General features: G+C 39.9%; 16 protein-coding genes. 7 read left to right on the plus strand and 9 right to left on the minus strand.

The genetic code is table 11. The annotated features are described in order from the left end of the window. Positions 1–9: 9 nt before the first annotated feature. The 3 genes from BMZ99_RS04370 to BMZ99_RS04380 are packed head-to-tail and all read right to left on the minus strand — an operon-like array spanning position 10 to position 3,275. Entirely contained in the window at positions 10–1,299 is a 1,290-nt protein-coding gene (locus BMZ99_RS04370) for a dihydrolipoamide acetyltransferase family protein (RefSeq protein ID WP_090933315.1), read from the minus strand. Positions 1,300–1,315: 16 nt separating this feature from the next. After that, positions 1,316–2,296, minus strand: coding sequence for an alpha-ketoacid dehydrogenase subunit beta (locus BMZ99_RS04375; RefSeq protein ID WP_090933316.1), 981 nt, complete (start codon positions 2,294–2,296; stop codon positions 1,316–1,318). Positions 2,297–2,315: 19 nt separating this feature from the next. Further along, positions 2,316–3,275 carry a thiamine pyrophosphate-dependent dehydrogenase E1 component subunit alpha gene (locus BMZ99_RS04380; protein WP_090933319.1) on the minus strand — a complete coding sequence of 320 codons (960 nt, stop codon included), beginning with the start codon at positions 3,273–3,275 and terminating at the stop codon, positions 2,316–2,318. Between the two features lie 514 nt (positions 3,276–3,789). On the opposite strand from BMZ99_RS04380, the gene BMZ99_RS04385 reads away from it, so the two are divergent. Continuing rightward, positions 3,790–4,737: a sugar-binding transcriptional regulator gene (locus tag BMZ99_RS04385; RefSeq protein WP_090933321.1), complete on the plus strand. Its 948-nt coding sequence runs from the start codon at positions 3,790–3,792 to the stop codon at positions 4,735–4,737. Positions 4,738–4,914: 177 nt separating this feature from the next. After that, positions 4,915–5,358 (plus strand): hypothetical protein, encoded by a 444-nt coding sequence (locus tag BMZ99_RS04390; protein ID WP_090933323.1) that lies wholly within the window; start codon positions 4,915–4,917, stop codon positions 5,356–5,358. Positions 5,359–5,573: 215 nt separating this feature from the next. On the opposite strand, the gene BMZ99_RS04395 is transcribed toward BMZ99_RS04390, so the two are convergent. The 4 genes from BMZ99_RS04395 to BMZ99_RS04410 are packed head-to-tail and all read right to left on the minus strand — an operon-like array spanning position 5,574 to position 9,912. Further along, positions 5,574–6,788 (minus strand): ABC transporter permease, encoded by a 1,215-nt coding sequence (locus tag BMZ99_RS04395; RefSeq protein WP_090933325.1) that lies wholly within the window; start codon positions 6,786–6,788, stop codon positions 5,574–5,576. After that, complete coding sequence (locus tag BMZ99_RS04400; RefSeq protein WP_090933327.1) at positions 6,781–7,473, minus strand: ABC transporter ATP-binding protein; 693 nt, start codon at positions 7,471–7,473, stop codon at positions 6,781–6,783. The genes BMZ99_RS04395 and BMZ99_RS04400 overlap by 8 nt, the downstream gene beginning before the upstream one ends. A gap of 22 nt (positions 7,474–7,495) precedes the next feature. Continuing rightward, positions 7,496–8,638: an efflux RND transporter periplasmic adaptor subunit gene (locus BMZ99_RS04405; RefSeq protein ID WP_090933329.1), complete on the minus strand. Its 1,143-nt coding sequence runs from the start codon at positions 8,636–8,638 to the stop codon at positions 7,496–7,498. A gap of 11 nt (positions 8,639–8,649) precedes the next feature. Continuing rightward, the gene (locus BMZ99_RS04410; RefSeq protein ID WP_090933331.1) at positions 8,650–9,912 is read right to left on the minus strand and encodes a TolC family protein; all 1,263 of its coding nucleotides are present in this window, start codon (positions 9,910–9,912) and stop codon (positions 8,650–8,652) included. A gap of 879 nt (positions 9,913–10,791) precedes the next feature. Here BMZ99_RS04410 and BMZ99_RS04415 point away from each other — a divergent pair. From BMZ99_RS04415 to BMZ99_RS04435, 5 genes are all read left to right on the plus strand, one after another. Beyond that, the gene (locus BMZ99_RS04415; RefSeq protein ID WP_090933333.1) at positions 10,792–11,457 is read left to right on the plus strand and encodes a response regulator transcription factor; all 666 of its coding nucleotides are present in this window, start codon (positions 10,792–10,794) and stop codon (positions 11,455–11,457) included. Beyond that, a complete protein-coding gene (locus tag BMZ99_RS04420; protein ID WP_090933335.1) occupies positions 11,454–12,983 on the plus strand; it encodes a sensor histidine kinase in 1,530 nt (509 codons plus the stop codon). Before BMZ99_RS04415 ends, BMZ99_RS04420 begins: the two co-directional genes overlap by 4 nt. Before the next feature lie 87 nt (positions 12,984–13,070). Continuing rightward, the gene (locus BMZ99_RS04425) at positions 13,071–13,544 is read left to right on the plus strand and encodes a hypothetical protein (RefSeq protein WP_090933337.1); all 474 of its coding nucleotides are present in this window, start codon (positions 13,071–13,073) and stop codon (positions 13,542–13,544) included. 297 nt (positions 13,545–13,841) lie between these two features. Next, positions 13,842–14,729, plus strand: a complete 888-nt coding sequence (locus BMZ99_RS04430) for a LysR family transcriptional regulator (RefSeq protein WP_090933339.1) — start codon at positions 13,842–13,844, stop codon at positions 14,727–14,729. Positions 14,730–15,014: 285 nt separating this feature from the next. After that, positions 15,015–16,703, plus strand: coding sequence for a methyl-accepting chemotaxis protein (locus BMZ99_RS04435; RefSeq protein WP_090933341.1), 1,689 nt, complete (start codon positions 15,015–15,017; stop codon positions 16,701–16,703). A gap of 353 nt (positions 16,704–17,056) precedes the next feature. Here BMZ99_RS04435 and lpdA read toward each other — a convergent pair whose 3' ends face one another. Together lpdA and BMZ99_RS04445 are read right to left on the minus strand one after the other, a co-directional pair. Then, positions 17,057–18,457 (minus strand): dihydrolipoyl dehydrogenase, encoded by a 1,401-nt coding sequence (lpdA, locus tag BMZ99_RS04440; protein WP_090933343.1) that lies wholly within the window; start codon positions 18,455–18,457, stop codon positions 17,057–17,059. Between the two features lie 35 nt (positions 18,458–18,492). Next, positions 18,493–18,798, minus strand: coding sequence for a DUF6506 family protein (locus BMZ99_RS04445; protein WP_090933345.1), 306 nt, complete (start codon positions 18,796–18,798; stop codon positions 18,493–18,495). Position 18,799: the final 1 nt, after the last annotated feature.

The raw sequence follows: 18,799 nt of genomic DNA on the forward strand, positions 1-18,799 counted from the left end.
TTACCTAGCTTAGATAAGCTGCAAGTAATCCTCTAATAATTCTTTTATTCTTCTTAAAAATTCCGCCGCTTGCGCTCCATCTACTGCCCGATGATCAAAGGAAAGAGACAGGGACATGCGCGGCTGAATAATCATTTCTCCATCCTTGACAACTACTTTATCCTGCAATTGTCCAACCCCAAGAATACAAACTTCCGGAGCATTTACCACAGGTGTAAATGTGTCAATGCCATACATGCCTAGGTTGGTTACGGTAAAAGTCCCTCCCGACATTTCGTCCGGCAGCAATTTTCCCTCTTTTGCCTGCATCGCCAATTCTTTTGCCCGCTTTGTAATTTCTTCAATACTAAGAGTATCTGCATTCTTTATAACTGGCACAACTAAACCATTTGGCAAGGCCACTGCCATACCTACATTCACTTCATCACAAATTTCCAATCCGTCCGAATGCAGCCTGGCATTAATTACTTGCTGGTACTCCCGTAATGCTTTGGCAACGACTTTAATAATAAGATCATTATAAGAAGGTTTTAGACCGATGCGTTTTTCAAAACCTGGTATAAGCTTTTTACGCAGCTCTACCATGCCCGACATATCTACTTCCATGTTATGAGTAACATGAGGCGCTCTCCATGCATCTGTCATATGATCGGCGATGACTTTACGCATCCCTGCTAATGGTTTTCGAATTCCTTTGGCTTTAGATCCCGCTTTTACCAATACATTTTCAACATCACTTTTCATGATTTTTCCGCCAATACCAGTACCTGTAATTTCCGCAAGTTCCACGCCTTTATCTTGGGCAATTTTTTGTGCCAGAGGACTGGCTTTATAATTTGTAACATCTACTGCAATAATTCTCCCGCCAGGACCACTTGGGGGAACAGCACGTAAATCAATCTCTTCTTCACGGGCTATACGCTTTGCTGCTGGACTGGCCTTAACTTTACCGCCAATGCCCTCTGCACTTTGTATAGGAGCAGCAGTGATTATTGCCTCTTGAGTTGTATGCTGTTTTTCAATCTTTAGATCTTGGACAGCATGACTTTCTACTTTTTCTCCCGGCTGACCAATGTAAGCAATGGGTTTATTAACCTCAACGATATCCCCCTCTGCCGCCATTATAGCCAGCACTTGCCCTGCTGCAGGAGCCTCGACCTCCATATTTACTTTATCAGTCAATATCTCCAGTAATATTTCGCCTTCCGCAACCGAATCTCCAACCTTCTTAAACCAAGTAACAATGGTACCTTCTTCCATGGTCATCCCGAGCTTCGGCATTAACAGTTCTGTTGCCATCCTATATTCCTCCTGCTTATACAATTTCCCTAACTGCGTTCACGATGTCATCTACCTGAGGCACAGCACTCTTCTCCAGTTCCATACAATAAGGGATCGGAATGTTTTTTCCTGCAACACGTTTTATCGGTGCATCTAAATAGTCAAAGGCTTCACTTTCCATCACTTCAGCTGCCACCTCACCGCCGAAACCGCCTCGCTTGCAGGCTTCATGCACAATGATCAGCTTACCGGTCTTAATTACGGATTTTACCAGTGTTTCTTTGTCAAATGGCACCAAGGTACGAGGATCGATTACTTCAACATCGATGCCTTCCTTTGCTAAGATTTCTGCAGCTTCTAAGGATCGGTGGACCATTACGCCTGTAGCAAATACAGTAACATCCTTGCCAACTCGTTTTATATCTGCTACTCCAAATGGAATGGCATAGTCCTCTTCTGGTACTTCTCCCTTTTTGTTATAAACGGTTTTTGTCTCAATGAATACAACAGGATTGTCATCACGAATCGCTGTTTTTAATAAACCCTTCACATCATAAGGAGTGGAAGGCATAACTACCTTTAAGCCCGGTACATGAACTAGCCAAGCCTCTAAGCTCTGAGAATGCTGAGCTGCTGCACCTGTTCCTGAACCACCCGGCATTCTAAGCACCATCGGAACCTTTGCTTTGCCGCCAAACATATAGCGCATTTTAGCAGCCTGATTGACTAAGGAATCCATCGCGATTGTAATAAAGTCACTAAACATAATTTCCGCGATGGGACGTAAACCAGTCACTGCTGCACCTGCCGCAGCACCTGCAATAACACCTTCAGAAATGGGTGTATCCCGTACTCTTTCTTCACCGAATTCCTCAAGCATACCCAAAGATACACCAAAAGCACCACCATATACCCCTACATCTTCACCTAGTAAAAATACATTTTCATCTCGGCGCATTTCTTCTTGCATGGCTTGTCTTACAGCCTCTTTATAGGTTATCAATGCCATCGTCATTCACTACTCCTTTACAACATTATGCGTATACATCTTCTTCTAACGTTTCAATACCAGGATACGATCCCTGTTGAGCAAATTCCACCGCGCGAACAATATCGTCCTTTGCTCCAGCTGTAATTTCATCTGATTCTTGCTGCGAGATTATATTGTTTTTAATCAGATATTGTTCAAAGGCTTTAATGGGACATCGATCTTTCCAGGCTTCAATTTCTTCTTTTGTCCTATACCGATTGGCATCACTTTTGGAATGTCCCAGCCAACGGTATGTGATTCCTTCTACAATAGAGGGACCTTCACCACTTCTGGCACGTTCTACTGCTGCCAAAGTTGCCTCGTATACTTTTATAGGGTCATTGCCGTCAACAGTAATCCCCGGCATCTCGTAAGAAGCAGCACGATCCGCTATATTAGCAACTGCAGTACTTCTTGAAACCGACATAGACATACCATAATGATTGTTAGTACACATAAATACCACTGGCAGCTTCCAAATGGACGCTAAATTCAAGGCTTCATGAAAAGAACCTTCATTGCTGGCTCCATCACCAAAAAAGCATAGAACTACTTTTCCCGTTTTTTTCATCTGCTGTGTAAGAGCAGCGCCTACAGCAATGGCAAAACCACCGCCAACTACGCCATTGGCACCTAAATTACCTTTTTCTAAATCGGCAATATGCATAGAGCCTCCCTTCCCTTTGCAATAACCGTTGGATTTTCCCATCAATTCAGCCATCATCCGATTTAAGTCTGCATCTTTACCAATGCATTCTCCATGTCCTCGATGGGTACTGGTAATTAAATCATCCGCATGGAGCGCAGCAGTAGAGCCAATAGCAAAAGCTTCTTGACCAATTGACAGGTGAGTCGTACCATGAATCATACCTTTTGCAAAAAATGCATCAACCTGAGATTCAAAAAACCGAGTATGCAGCATTTTCTTATACCAGTTTAGTAACGTTTCTTTATTTAATGTCATTGTCAATTCCTCCTATATATTTAGTCATTCCGATAGATTGAAAAAATTCTTCTATACACTCACTCCTTTGCTATTATTCTGAATTATTATACTTTTGAACATTTGTTCATTTTAAAGAACGAATGTTCACGCATGACTAAAAAAATAGATGAATATAACTTATAAAGAATTATTCACCACCGATTGCTGACCTAAAAATTGCAACTATAAAAATGTTCTAAACATCTGTTCAGCGTTTTAACTTTTGTAATTTTTCTTAATTTTATAGTAATTCAATTTTTCCATTCTGTCAATAATAAAAATAGCTATATTTGCAGTATTAACATCAGTCTGCCTTACTCCTTTACTGCATCTATAATCCCTTCCAGCCTACTTTACAGCAGAAATGGAACATAGTATAATTTAGACACTATAAGGCGGTTGGTTATTCGAATCGTCTTAACGTAACGATTTCCTTGTACCATCTATATGAAAAAAGTGAATTCACTTTTTGTCAATTTTTTTGAGGTGAATAATGTCTATTTACGATAACGAAACCACATTTATAGCCAAAATTGCATGGCTATATTATGTCCAAGGTCTAACCCAAGACAATATTGCCAGTAAATTAGGCTGCTCACGACCTACCATCACACGTCATTTAGCCAAAGCCAAAGAGCTTGGAATTGTTGAAATAAAAATAGCAGACCATTTTCGTACCTGCTTTGATACGGAATACGCTTTAAAAGCTCGTTTTGGGCTAGAAGAGGTCATTGTAATTCCATCTGGCAATACATTAAGTGAAAATCTAAAAGGTGTTGGAAAAGCTTGTGCTGATTACTTGCAACGAACACTGCAGGATCAGGATATTTTAGGCATCGCCTGGGGATCTTCGATTTATGAAGTGGGTAAGGCTCTACAACTGAAAAAAGACTTAGACCTAACAGTAATTCAACTAATGGGTGGACTAAACAGCAGTGAAAAAATAAACCCAGAAGAAATTGTCAAACTGATTGCAACGCAGCTGCGTGCTTCAGGAATATGGCTTAATACACCAGCGATTGTCAGCTCTGCTAAAATCAAGAAAGCGCTCCTCAGCGACCCAGGTGTCAGCAGTGTTTTGGAGAAAGCTCAAAGTTGTACCAAAAGTCTCTTTGGCTTAGGAGAAGTCAGCCTTGATTCCTCTTTAATCGTTAGTAATGGTATTACTAATGCAGAAATGGAGCAGCTCCATGAATTGGGTGCCGTTGGCAACATCTTGGGTCAGTTTTTTGATAGCAGCGGTAAGCTTATTCATTCTTTTCTAGAGGATCGCCTCATCGCTGCTCCATTAAATACACTGCAGTCCATTCCAATTCGCATTGGTGTAGGCAGCGGCGGTCAATATAAAGTGAAGGCCATTTTAGGAGCACTCCACGGCGGCTTTATCAATGTGCTGATCACCGATGAAGAAACTGCACAGGAAATACTGAAAATAACGTAGAATATCTTTGCATTGATATTTCTTTTTTATTACTATATCGTAAACAATTGTTTACGATATAGAACCATTGTTTACTAGATTCATATGCTTGTTACCTTGGAAACCATATTGTATATAAAGATTTTTCGTTACATATTCAATAGTAAAATTCCTCGTAAAAATAAGGAGGGTCCTACTATGTGCAAAGAGTCTTTTAAAGCGGTTTTAGTCTGCATGCGCTGTAATCAAGAGACTGTTCATGATATTGAATACAATAATAAACTAATTGTACAAATTTCTTGTGAAGAGTGCGGAAAAACGATCGGTCCTTATAAGCAGATTACCGCAACTCCTCTGCCAAGCAACTTGACTCATAAAACCACTATCACCTCTACCGCTTCAACGGGTAATACTGCGTTAGCAAATGAAAATATCAGATTTGAGAAATCATCGAAATGCTCGCCTTACCAGAGCTATGGTGAATTGCTATTGTCGCGTATTATAACAAAGCCCTCCCGTTTAAACCAAGAAATCCATAAAGACTTGACGACATTCCTTTGTTCTATCCCCGTCCGTTTTATGACAAAACCTGCGCGTATTGCTAAAGAATACCGCACGCTAAAGGATACTTTGCATAGATAATAATCGAGTAGGTCAACCCCACAGAGCTAAGCGTACAAATTTTTAACACCTGGCTCTTCAGAATTGCCATTAGATTTCGCTCATGTCGGGCGTGCTGAAATAGAGATATCTGTTACTTTCTTGGTTGAATAATATGAGAACTTATTCACACCACAGAAGGAAACAGATATCTCTATTTTTAATGAACAATTGAGTGAGAAATTCTCATCAATCGTTTATTCATAACGTAATGCTTCGATAGGATCCAGCAGTGCTGCTTTTCTGGCTGGATAAATGCCAAAAAATAAGCCGACCGCAATAGAGAATCCGAAAGGAACCAGAATCGATACAGCCGATATTACCGTATTCAGACCTCCAAAAGTTGAAATGGCAAATGCGGCCAATATTCCCAGAAAAATTCCAAAAATACCACCTAATACACCAATGACCACCGATTCAATCAAAAACTGCAACATGATATCACGATATGTCGCGCCTAATGCTTTCCTAATACCGATTTCTCTAGTTCGCTCTGTCACCGACACCATCATAATATTCATGATACCAATACCGCCAACTAATAGCGATATGGCCCCAATACTACCTAAGAGCAGCGTAATAGTTCCTGTCGTTTCTGTCATCATCGCCATGATACTGGTTAAATTGCGTACTGTAAAATCATCTTCTTTTGTTCCACTGATCTTATGCCGCTGCCGTAACAAACTGGTGATTTGTTCCTGCGCTTGATCCATTCCTTCCATTTTCGTAACTTGAATACTAATAGAATTGAGGTAGGTGATACCCAGTAATCGCTCTTGCGCCGTTGTTAGCGGCACTAGAACTATATCATCCTGATCTTGCCCCATGCTTGATTGCCCTTTACTATCCAAAACACCGACAACCAGATAAGGGGTATTATTGATGCGTACATTTTGTCCAGTCGGATTCATCTCGCCAAATAAGCTTTCTGCAACAGTAGCCCCAAGAACCGCCACCCGATTACGAGAATTTATGTCCTGCTGAGAAACGAAACTACCACTGCCTACCGTTAAACTTTTAATGGCCATATACTCGGGCGTAATGCCGTATACAGTTGTTGTCCAGTTCTGATTTCCCGCTATAATCTGGTATTGCTTACTGACAGATGGTGCTACATAATCGATGCCTTGTACCGTTTTCTTTATATATTCAGCATCTTCCAAGGATAAGGTTACACTGCTGCCAGAAGCGGAGCGTACCCCCTGGGAAGAGGCTGCTCCCGGAGTCACAATCAGCATATTGCTGCCTAAGCTAGCAATTGAATTTTGCACCTTTTCCTTAACGCCCATCCCAATAGATACCATGGAAATGACCGCACCGACCCCAATAATAATCCCTAGCATAGTCAAAATAGAGCGAAGCTTATTGGCCAATAAAGCCCGCAATGCAATCGCAATGCTTTCTTTAAACATAGTACTGCTCCTTTACCTCATCACTTATGATTAATCCGTCACGTACCGTGATGACGCGTTTCGCAGATTGGGCAATGTCTGGTTCGTGCGTTACCAAAATAATCGTTTTTCCTTGTTCATTTAAATCGCCAAATATCCGCATAATGTCAACACTAGAGCGACTATCGAGATTTCCCGTCGGTTCATCGGCCATAATGATGCTGGGTTCATTGATTAGTGCTCTGGCAATCGCTACTCGCTGCCTCTGACCACCTGACAGTTCATTGGGCATATGCTGTTTACGAGAAGCTAGTCCAACAGACTCCAGAATCGCAGCCGCTCGATTCAAACGTTCCTTTTCTGCTATTCCAGCATAGACTAAAGGCAATGCCACATTTTCCCATGCTGACACTCGTGATAATAAATTAAAATTTTGAAACACGAAGCCAATGCGTTTATTTCTGGTTTTTGCTAGCTCATCATCTGTCAAAGTAGCAACTTCCTGCTCCTCCAGCAAATAAGATCCACTGGTGGGCCGATCAAGGCAGCCAAGGATATTCATCATTGTCGACTTGCCTGAACCTGATGGTCCCATAATGGCAACAAATTCTCCATTTTTTATTTCCAGGGAAACCCCAGCAAGTGCAGCCACTGTTTCTTCACCAATTCTATAGCATTTTGTAATATCCTTCAGTATAATCCCCATGATCGTTCAACTCCCTTCTTCCCTACATGGGCGGTGGTGGACCGCTGTCTTTTTGCTTAGAAGAGCTTTGGCTTTGCGATTTAGTATAAGAAATGATTAATTTGTCATCATCTTGTAAACCACTGATAATTTCAACTTTATCATTACTTGTCAAACCAACCGTAACTGGAACATTCTCGCTCGTTCCATTATTGCGCAATACCATTACATATTGACCACTGGTACTTGTTTTTAAAGCGGATAATGGAATCAGCAATGCATTATCCTTCTCATCAACCTTGATATTGACTCGTGCCGTCATTTCTGTTTTTAACAAATTATCTGGATCTTCTACTAGTAACGTTACATAGTAATAGATAACACTGCTAGTAGAAGAAGAGGATGACGACGACGACGAGGACGAAGAGGAGGAGGACGAAGACGTACTCGTAGTACTTGTTGATATCTGTCCAATTTTACTAACACTGCCTGTAAAAGTATGATTTTGATAAGCATCTACGGTAAATGTCGCTGATTGGCCAACTTTTATCTTACCAATATCTGTCTCATCTACCTTTACCTTTACTTTCTTTCGTGAAACATCTCCAATCATCATAATAACCGTCTGATCACTCACACCTGCTGTTACCAAAGTACCTACCGATATTGGTTCTCCTAAAACAACCCCCTCCATAGGAGATACCAGTACCGTTTTTTCTACATTTGACTTTGCCTCATTATAATTAGCTACAGCAGTCTGATAGTTTAACTGTGCCTCATCAAGATCTGCGTCGGATTTTGCACCGATAGAATGTAAATACTGCAGCCGCTTATATATTGCACCCGTGTTATTCATTGAATATTGGGCCTTATCCATTGTGAGTTCAAGGGCCTTATCATCTAAAATTGCCAGAATCTGACCGACTTTTACATAATCATTTTCTTTGACTTTAATTTCCTTGATCAAGGCTGTAACCTGCGACGAAATATCTACCGCATCGACGGGTTTTACTGTTCCAGTTGCAGATACACTGGAGGTAATTTTCCCTCTGGTCGCCGTCACCGTTTCCTGATTAACAGACGCTTTAGCTTGTTGTGCATAATTGTAGTACCAGACTCCACTGATAATCCCTAGCAAAACAACAATACCTACAGCTACTATTTTCTTATTTATTTTTTCCCACATGTCATCCCCTCCTAGTCCATTCCCATAGCATTTTCTAATTTTGCCTTATATGTAACATAATCATATTGCGCTGCTATATAGTTATTCTTTGCTGTCGTTAATGCTAATTGTGCATCGATAACGTCAAGAATAACTCCTTCTCCTACTCGATATTTAGCCTCAGCAATGAAATAATCTTCTTCTGCTTTATGGACAGCAAATTGCGTTGTCTCAATCCGCTTTTCAGCTTCCCTCACTCCCAGAAAGTATTCTTTTACAGCAAGTTCTACCGTTTCTTCCTGTGCTGTCAACTCCAAACGTGCTGTATCTGCAGCACTTCGTGCTTTTTTAACTTTGTTACTAGTAACTTGACTGTCAAATACATTCCAACTGCTTGTTACTCCCACATAAACATCATTGTCATCCTTAGGCAAAATATTACTTCCCCACCCGGTTGCAGCAGTAAGCGAAACCGATGGCTTCTTGTCAGCTTTAGCAACATTGATATTTTGCTCCGCTTCATCAATAGCAAGTCGATACTTTTTCACATCCGGACGATGTTCCACTGCAAAAGCTACACATTCATCCATCGTCTTATTAACGGGAATATATTGAAAATCATCAACAAATTCAATGGGTTCAGAGCTTTTCCAGCGAATCAGATTTTTGAAAGTATTAACTGCTACTTCATAGGAATTTTTAGCCTTTATCAACGTCTGCTGGGCATCTGTCAGTTCAACTTCTGACCGTAATACATCTGATTTTGCAACATTACCAGCGCTATACTGCGCTTTAACATCATCGAGATGCAACAAATAATTATTAACTGTTTCCTGATCGACAGCCTGCGTTTTACCAGCTTCTACTACATCATAATAGGCGGAAATGGTTTTAAATTTCACATCCTGCCTAGTTTTCAGCAGACTTAGACCAGCTATCGTCACATCAGTTTTGGCAATCGCTATGTTTCCTTCATTTTTTCCACCACTGTATAGGGGCAGAGAAAGAGTAATATCGCTGGAGCTAGTAGCTGCCGAACGATGAATCTGCTTCAGATAAAAAGTATTCGAAGTATCAATTGATATTCCACGACTGCCTTGTGTGCTTTGTAACGCATATTCAGCTTGTTTTTCACTATTCATGGCGATCTTAATATCCAGATGATTTTCCAATGCCATATTTACTGCTTGTTCCACTGTGAGAGGCGCAGCAAACCCTATCGTGGTCCTGACCAATAAATATAATCCCAAAATACCGGCACTTCCCGGCTTTACATATTGTGTCAATAAACTCAATTTAACTCCTCCTTATCATGGACCATCTATCTTTTGTTGTTTTTGGCTCAATACCAAGAAATTACATTGGGCTTTTATACCTAATAGATGGTAGTGTTGGTTCGATTGTAATAACTTGAATTATTTCGGAAAATTTGATAGGTCAAGCATGATTTTTCTGTATTAGTCTTTGTTTTTATCCTAAAACTTTTCTTTAATAGTAACATATGAATGTTACTTAATTGTTACAGTAATATCAAAATAAATTCATTCTACCTGTAAAATTTCGGTATTTTCTCGTAAAAACGTAAATTTCGATGCATTTTACCAACAGTTACTGTGATTGAATTACTTTTTTCCATCTCTTTTGGATCATCTTTTTAGTAACTGCGATTTACCAACAACGTATTTTCATATGACATGCAAAGTAAAATACTCATGCAGTTGACAAGCCGCATGAGTATTTTACTTCTTTGGAATGCATTTCACTAATTTCAAAGCAGAATTTGCACAATGCACTGAGAGATGTGAAAAACATAGTACCCTAGCAAGGATACAAGAGTCATCAATATAATTACGATATTTTTCCAAGAATAAGACCACAGACTTCCTGGCGAAATATGCATAATAACCTTCTCCTCACTTTACAGTTTTATTTTAAAATATTTTTATGATAATCTTAATTAACACAATTTAATCAGTTGCTAGACCTCACCCATTTCAGGAAGAGTTACCCTAATATAACAATAAAGTACTTTTACTTCTAATTATGAAGGATTTATGTTACAGTTTTGTTACAGAAATTTATACAAATATAGCATTTCATTGACATCTTCCGTCATATTCTTTATGCTAAAAATAACACTAAAAATGCCGTCGAGTCATAAGGAGGCAAAATTCATGAATAAAACAATCTTAATTGTTGACGATGAACTGCGCATCAGGAAACTGATTGCTGATTTTCTAGTCCGTGAAGGTTACAGCACCCTAGAAGCTGACAATGGACGAGCCGCCTTGGAGTGCCTGGCAGCAGAACAAGTAGACCTGATCATTCTAGATGTTATGATGCCAGAGCATGATGGCTGGACTGTATGCAGAGAGCTTAGAAAGAAAAGCAATATTCCTGTCATTATGCTTACGGCCAAAGGGGAAGAAGTTGATCAGCTTTTTGCTTTTGAAATAGGTGCAGATGAGTATGTCACCAAGCCCTTTAGCCCTAAGGTTCTAACAGCCCGTGTAAACGCACTATTTCGCCGCATCGAAAGAGAAAAAGCCATCGTATATGATGGTCTAGAAATTAATGCTGCGGCAAGACAAGTATCTATAAATGATCACTCTCTCGATCTAAGTCCAAAAGAATATGATCTCCTTACCTATTTGACTGAAAATAGCGGCAAGGCATTGAGTCGCCAGCAAATCTTAAATCAAGTTTGGAGTTATGACTATTTTGGTGATCTGCGAACTGTAGATACTCATATTAATCGACTGAGGACCAAACTAGGAGATAAAAGCGCACTTGTCCAAACCATTAGAGGATATGGTTATCGATTTGAGGCCGAAAAATGACAGTTTCACTTCGTACAAAGCTCTTTATTATCTTAAGCGGACTAGTCTTATTTTTTGTACTTATGTTTTTAGGTCTCACCCGTGTTGGTCTGGAAAAATTTTATATTTCACAAAAAAAAGAAGCTCTCATTACTAGCAGCACTAACTTTGATCTTTTATATCAAGGCGATCCTAAAGAACTATCTTTGGAGTTAGAGCGGATCAACAATACGTTAGGAGCAGCCATTATCATTTTTACCAAAGAGGGGCAACTCAAATATAGTTCTTTTGGTCCTCTTGTCGATCAAGAACCTTCTGGTCCGACCCCCCATCCTCTTTTTCCCAATATTTTTGATAATCCTGCCCTTTCCCGCACCACGCCTCCCCGCTTTCCTCCCGGTCCTCCGCCAGTCATCAAAAGTAGAGAAATCATTGATAACCGTACCATTTTAGAAATGGAGCATGATCAAGTTTTAAAAATTGATTTTATGATTATTCGTCATCAAATGAAAAATAATGACATTATGGTTATAAAACAGCCTTTGGCATTAATATCAGAGAGTGTGAGTGTCGCAGCTCAATTTATTATTTTTACAGGCGTACTTTCTGTTATAGCAGGCTGTACTTGGGCTTTTTTCTTCGCAAAGCGATTTACCCTTCCCATCATGGAACTGAATCGTGTTGCCCAAAGCATGTCACAACTTGATTTTTCTCAAAAATGCATTATTAATCGCAGCGATGAAATAGGGGAACTCGGTAAAAGCATTAATCACTTATCTTATCAATTAGATACAGCGATTTCAGAACTAAATAAAAAAAATCAACAACTTATGGCAGATGTAGAAAAGGAAAGAAAGCTAGATACAATGCGTAAAAACTTTGTTTCTAGCGTCTCCCATGAACTAAAAACCCCTCTTTCTCTCATTTTAGGTTACGCAGAAGGTCTAAGAGAAAACGTAGCTCAGGATGAAGATAGTAAAAACTATTATTGCTCTGTCATCATTGATGAAGCAGAAAAAATGGATAAATTAGTAAGGGATCTGCTAAATTTATCCCAAATTGAATCCGGGTTCTTTCAATTAAACAGAACCACCTTCGATTTTGCTCTACTCCTGCATGATATTCTCCTGAAATACTCTACTATTTTGGCGGAAAGAAAAATTCTCTTGGACATAGACACGACTGGTCACTATGTAGTTTATGGAGATGAACTTCGCATTGAACAAGTATTGCTTAACCTCTTTACCAATGCCATTGACCATGCTGAATTTAAGAAGATCATTAAAATCTGGATAGAAGAAACAGACACACAACTTAGAGTTTTTGTTTATAATTCAGGACGCCCCATACCAGAGGAAAGTTTCGAAAAAATATGGACAAGCTTTTATAAAGTAGACGAAGCTCGCACTAGAGAATACGGCGGATATGGGTTAGGTCTATCCATTGTCCGAGCAATCCAAGAATTACACGGCAGCGAGTATGGTGTGGATAATATCGATGATGGTGTTGTATTTTGGTTTGACCTCAGCAAGGCAAAAAAAATATAGGAAATATATACTAGTCCGTAACTAAATTGTAACAATTTCCCTTCATACTAATAGCAAGGAAGTAACTTAAATAAAGGAGATATTGAAATGAAGCAATATTTTACAAAAAAGTTAGTTAGCGGACTGGTCGTGGGATGTCTTGCACTGTCTGTTGGAGCAGTTGCCTTTGCTCATGGTGGCCAACCAGAATTCATGCCTGGACCGGGCATGAATCATCAAATGCCTCGTCCTGAAGATAGACAAGAACATATGAAAAATTCCATAGACAAATTGGTGGCTGATGGTACCATCAGCCAAGAGCAAGCTAGCAAGTTAATGGACTTTTTTAAAGAAAAAGATGCTCAGCGCAAATTAGACATGGAAAAAATGAAGTCAATGACCTCCGAGGAAAGAGATTCATTCCTTAAGGAAAAATTTAGTCAGCCCCCAGATATCATTAAGGATCTAAAAGATGCAGCAAACTTATCTGATGAACAGGCCAAAGCTGTAGATGACGCACTGCGCCCTCCTCATAGACCAGATCCTGAAGGTCCACGCTGCTCTAAAATGCCTACTCCCTAACTCGAAAAAGATTTGAATAGCCTGTACTCTTATTTTGATATGCTCCCTTTGTAGCAGACAGTAGATGAAAAACTGTTTATTACAGGGAAGTAAATATCTTTTTCTAAGAGCACAGGCTATTCTTTTATTCCATGGTATCCGCATTTTTTTCTATAGCCTGCCCTACGTTCTATTACAAGATTCTTGCTGAAAAAAAATTTCCTCTGGCAGATATCTATCACCTATAGTATATTTAAATGGACATCAACCATTTAAATTACAATGTTATTTATGGAATAATTATAGGAAGTGGTTCAATTGACTATTTCTAAATATGAAATTTTCAACACAATTGTGGAACTTGGCAGCTTGACAAAAACTGCTGAAAAACTCCATCTGACGCAATCAGGGGTAAGCTATGCCATCTCTACTCTTGAATCTGAGCTGGGTTTTACTTTACTTAAAAGAAATCGTTCCGGTGTAAGTCTGACCAGCAATGGAGAGCGGATTCTTATCTTTATACAGAAAATTTTGCAGCAAGAGGAACTTTTACAGCAAGAAGTAATTTCAATTAAAAGTTTAAATACAGGTACTGTTCGTTTAGGCACATTATCCAGCGTTTCCACACAATGGCTTCCTGGTATTTTATCGCAATTTCATGAAACCTATCCGCAAATCGAAGTTAAAACCTATTTAGGCTGCTATGATGAAATGAGCGATTGGATTTCTAATAGCACTATAGATTTCGGGTTTGTTTCATTACCCACTTCTAAGGCATTTGAAGTAATGCCTTTAAAAAAGGATAAGCTAGTCGTTCTCCTGCCACCAAACCACCCTCTTCAGCATGAAAAATTCATCTCGTTCAGCCAACTTAAAGGTGAGCATTTTATTATGCCTCAATGGGGTAGTGATGATAATATCAAACGACTTTTACATGAAAACAAAGTAAATTTACATGTCAAATATGAGTTAATGGAAGAACGTACTATTTTTGCAATGGTGCAAAGGGGACTAGGAATCAGTATTCTTCCTGAATTAATACTAATTAATGTACCTGAAGACATTCATATCGTTGAATTAGAAAAGGCAGATTACCGTATTTTAGGATTAGCCTCTCTTTCTATGAAAAACCTATCTCCTGCCGGAAAGAAATTTATTGCTTGTACCCGTTCCTGGCTGCAAGAGCATAACTTTTTAGATTTTTAATTAAGTAAGCAATTTGCCTCACTCCTTATTTATATTATTTAATTTTTATTAATTGCTAATAATTATTGACAAGTATATTTTATCCATATAAAATATACAATATAGTCATGTAAGAATCGTTTTACAGTAAGTATCTGTTAGCTAAGTCTAAAAAGACTGCTAGGTTCCATCTGCAAATGACATGATGATACCTAGCAGTTTTTTGTTTTATTAATTTGAAGAAAATCAAACTATTCTTTGTTAAACGCAGTAATTATTTAGCACTAAAGTGGAGGAGGATCTTTTATGAAATGGACAGTAGGCAAAAAAATAGGCGGAGGATTTTCACTCGTTCTTGCCCTTGTGATTCTGATGAGCGGGTTTACAATTTGGAAAATAGGTGAAATAACTGCAAACTATCATACATTTAGTAAATTAAATATAGAAAAAATGGAAATGGTTCAAGGAACAGCTGCTGATATTGCAAATGAGGGTGTAACCATGCGGCGTTTTAACTTTGTTGGCGATCCCAATGATATTCCTATTTATAATGATTATAAAACAAAATCAAATGATCGCTTGAAATGGTTAGAAAAAAATCTTCAAGCAGGTACAGGGCTGGAATATATTACTTCAATAAAAAAGGCAAAAGAAGAATATGAGAAAATTGCTGAAATGTCTATGGCTGCCAAGCAAGCCGGTAAAATTGATGAGGTTGCTCGCTACATGGCTGATGCAGGAGCCCCCTATAAGGCTACTATGACTGCTGCAGAAAAATTGACTCTCGATACGAGAACCTATGTGATCCAGGAGCAAGAACAATACGCGAAAGATGCGAGATCTTCTCAGATATTTTTGATTGTTATCAATATCATAGTTATTATTGCATCGAGTATTATTGCATTTTTTATTTCTCGAAATATTTCCCGCCCTGTACATACTGTTGCAGAAGCTGCCAGCCAAATTGCTGCTGGCAACTTAGCTGCCGACAAAATAACCTACCAATCGGAAGACGAAATTGGACAGCTTGCCGATGCTTTTAATCAAATGCGTATAAGTTTGCGAACTGTTATATCCCAAGTATCCATCTCAGCAGAACAACTTGCTGCTTCATCAGAAGAACTAACTGCAAGTGCAGAACAATCAGCTCAGGCATCTACGCAAGTAGCTGTCTCCATTATGGAAGTGGCCACAGGCACGGAAGCACAAGGAAGAAACATTAATTCTGCAGCAGCAACAGTTGGAAATATCACAACAGCAATTCAAGAAATTGCCAGCAATGCCAGTATTGCCACTGAAATTAGCGACCAAGCTGCTGCAGCTGCTCAAAATGGCGGAAGCTCTATCGAAGCGGCCATTCACCAAATGAATACGATTAATCATACTGTTACTGAATCTGCTTTAGCTGTCACAAAACTGGGTGAACGTTCTCGGGAAATAGGTCAAATTGTTGACACCATTTCCAATATTGCTAACCAAACCAATCTGCTGGCTTTAAATGCAGCCATTGAAGCAGCACGAGCAGGAGAACAAGGCAGAGGTTTCGCTGTTGTAGCGGAGGAAGTCCGCAAACTAGCAGAACAATCCCAAGAGGCAACGAAACAAATTGCATCACTCATTCAAGAAATACAAAATGAAACGGACAATGCAGTCACTGCCATGAATGACGGAACCCGTGAGGTAAAACTGGGTACTGATGTCGTCAATACTGCCGGAGGAGCTTTTACGGAAATCGTCAGTTTAGCCAGTCAAGTCTCAGGCCAAGTGAAAGATATTGCTTCTGCCATTGATCGAGTAGCGGCAGGCAGTGAAGAAATGGTTGTCTCAATCCGTGAGATTGAAACCATCAGCAAAGAAACAAGCGGGCAAACACAAACCGTATCCGCAGCTACTCAAGAACAATCAGCTTCCATGGAAGAGATCGCCTCCTCCAGCGAAGCACTGGCCCATCTAGCTGAAGAACTGCAAGTAACAATCGCTACGTTCAAACTCTAAGAAAATCACTTCACAAAATCAAAAATAAAAACGTTTTGAACCGCGAAGATACGAAGACTATGAAGAATTTGAAACACAAAGACACAACGCCGCTTACGCGGACACAAAGAACACAAAGGGACAAAATAAGTACACCTCTGTGTTCTTTGCATCTTTGTGACCTTTGTGTTTTAACATTATCCCAAAAAACTTATAATTTTAGACTATTAAGAAAAGCACTTCACGTTCTTTTTGTCATTGCGAGCATAGCGAAGCAATCTCTTAACAAGTAGGGGATTGCTTCGCTAGCTCGCAATGACGGATCGTTGTTATGTTATTAATTCTGATGCTATAAGAAAACACTACACTTCTGATTATAGAATCTTTGCTCCCGGAGGCCAATGGATTGCATTGCCGCTCACACTGAGTGCTGCTTCGGCGATTCCTTCACTCATGGTAGGATGGGCATGAATTGTGGCAATGACTTCATCCACCGTTGCTTCCAGATTCATTGCCAAAGCGATTTCTCCAATCAAATCAGTGGCTCTTGGTCCAAAAATATGTCCGCCTAGAATTTCTCCGCTTTTCTCAGCGACAATTAATTTAATCAGACCAGACTCACATCCTTCAATAAGGGACTTTCCATTTGCCATTAAAGGAAATAAACCAACTTTATAAGATATCCCCTGAGCCGCTGCTTCATCTTCCGTAAGTCCCACACCTGCAGCTTCTGGAATGGTATAAATGCAAGAAGGAATGACGTTAGGATTGTACAAAGGACGATGACCTAACGCATATTCAACAGCTGCAACGCCTTGGGCAGATGCCGCATGTGCCAGCATCATCTGCCCATTGCAATCACCGATTGCATAAATATGAGGTATATTCGTTGCAAAATACTCATTTACAACAATTCTCCCCCGTTCCGTCTGGATTCCCACTTCTTCAAGCCCCATATTATGAACATTGGCCTTACGCCCTGTGGCCATCAAGATATATTCTCCTGCCACTTCATAGTTTTTTCCAGCAGTTTGTACTACGGCACTTAATTGATTAGAGGTTGGCAGTATTTCTTTTAATCCTGCTTCCAGCATAAAATTGATGCTGCACTCTGTTAACTTTTCCTTTACTCTCTTGGCAATTTGTCGATCTACCATCGGTAATATTTCCGGCAGCATCTCGACAATGGTGACCTTTGTGCCAAAAGAACTATATAACGATGCAAACTCTGTACCAATGACACCACCGCCAACAATAATCAAGGACTTTGGCACTTTAGGTAAACTTAACGCTGCTGTACTGTCAATAACTCCAGCACTATTTGCACCTGGTACAGGGATTTTACTGGGAACAGAACCAGAAGCCAGTACAATAATATCCGCATCAAGAGTTACAGTCCTCTCCCCTACGACCTGAACTTTGTGGGCATCCTGCAACACTGCCCGCCCGCTGTGAGTCTTCACTCCATGAGCTTTTAAGAGCCCCTTTACCCCTTGAACCAGGCGATTTACAATCGTATCCTTACGAGCCATAAGGGCTGACCAGTCCAAGGAGATCCCCTGGACGCGCAGTCCATTATTTGCTTCTTCCTGCACAGCATGGTACAGCTTGGCAGTATGAAGAAGGGCTTTGGTGGGAATGCAGCCCACATTTAAACATGTCCCCCCCATTTTTTCTTTTTCAATGATATGAACCTCAGCCCCAAGTTGTGCCGCACGAATGGCCGCCACATATCCTCCGGGACCGCCTCCAACAATAATTACTTTTTTCTTCATATTTTCTCTCCATTTGTTTTTTCTTTCACTTAGGATTAACTGAAAAATTCATCACCGCTTTTAAAGGCAAGACCGGGATGGATATCAAAACGAACCGCGCCCACATTTGCTTTGTTCTGGACAGCCTTGGTGACCGCAGCCGTTCCAATACTGCCAAAACCGCCGCATAATTCAAGAGATGTAATTCCCTGATCTACTAGCTCTTTAGCAATTTTTTCAGCTTCTTTATAGTCCTTGACCCCCACTACCGTTAAGTGAACCTCGGGTGTTTTCACAATCGTTCGATGGTGGATAGGATCAGCCTCTGGGGCTATAAATATAAAGGCAGCTTGCAGAGCCATA

This window comes from Pelosinus propionicus DSM 13327 (genome assembly GCF_900114615.1).
Lineage (GTDB): Bacteria > Bacillota > Negativicutes > DSM-13327 > DSM-13327 > Pelosinus > Pelosinus propionicus.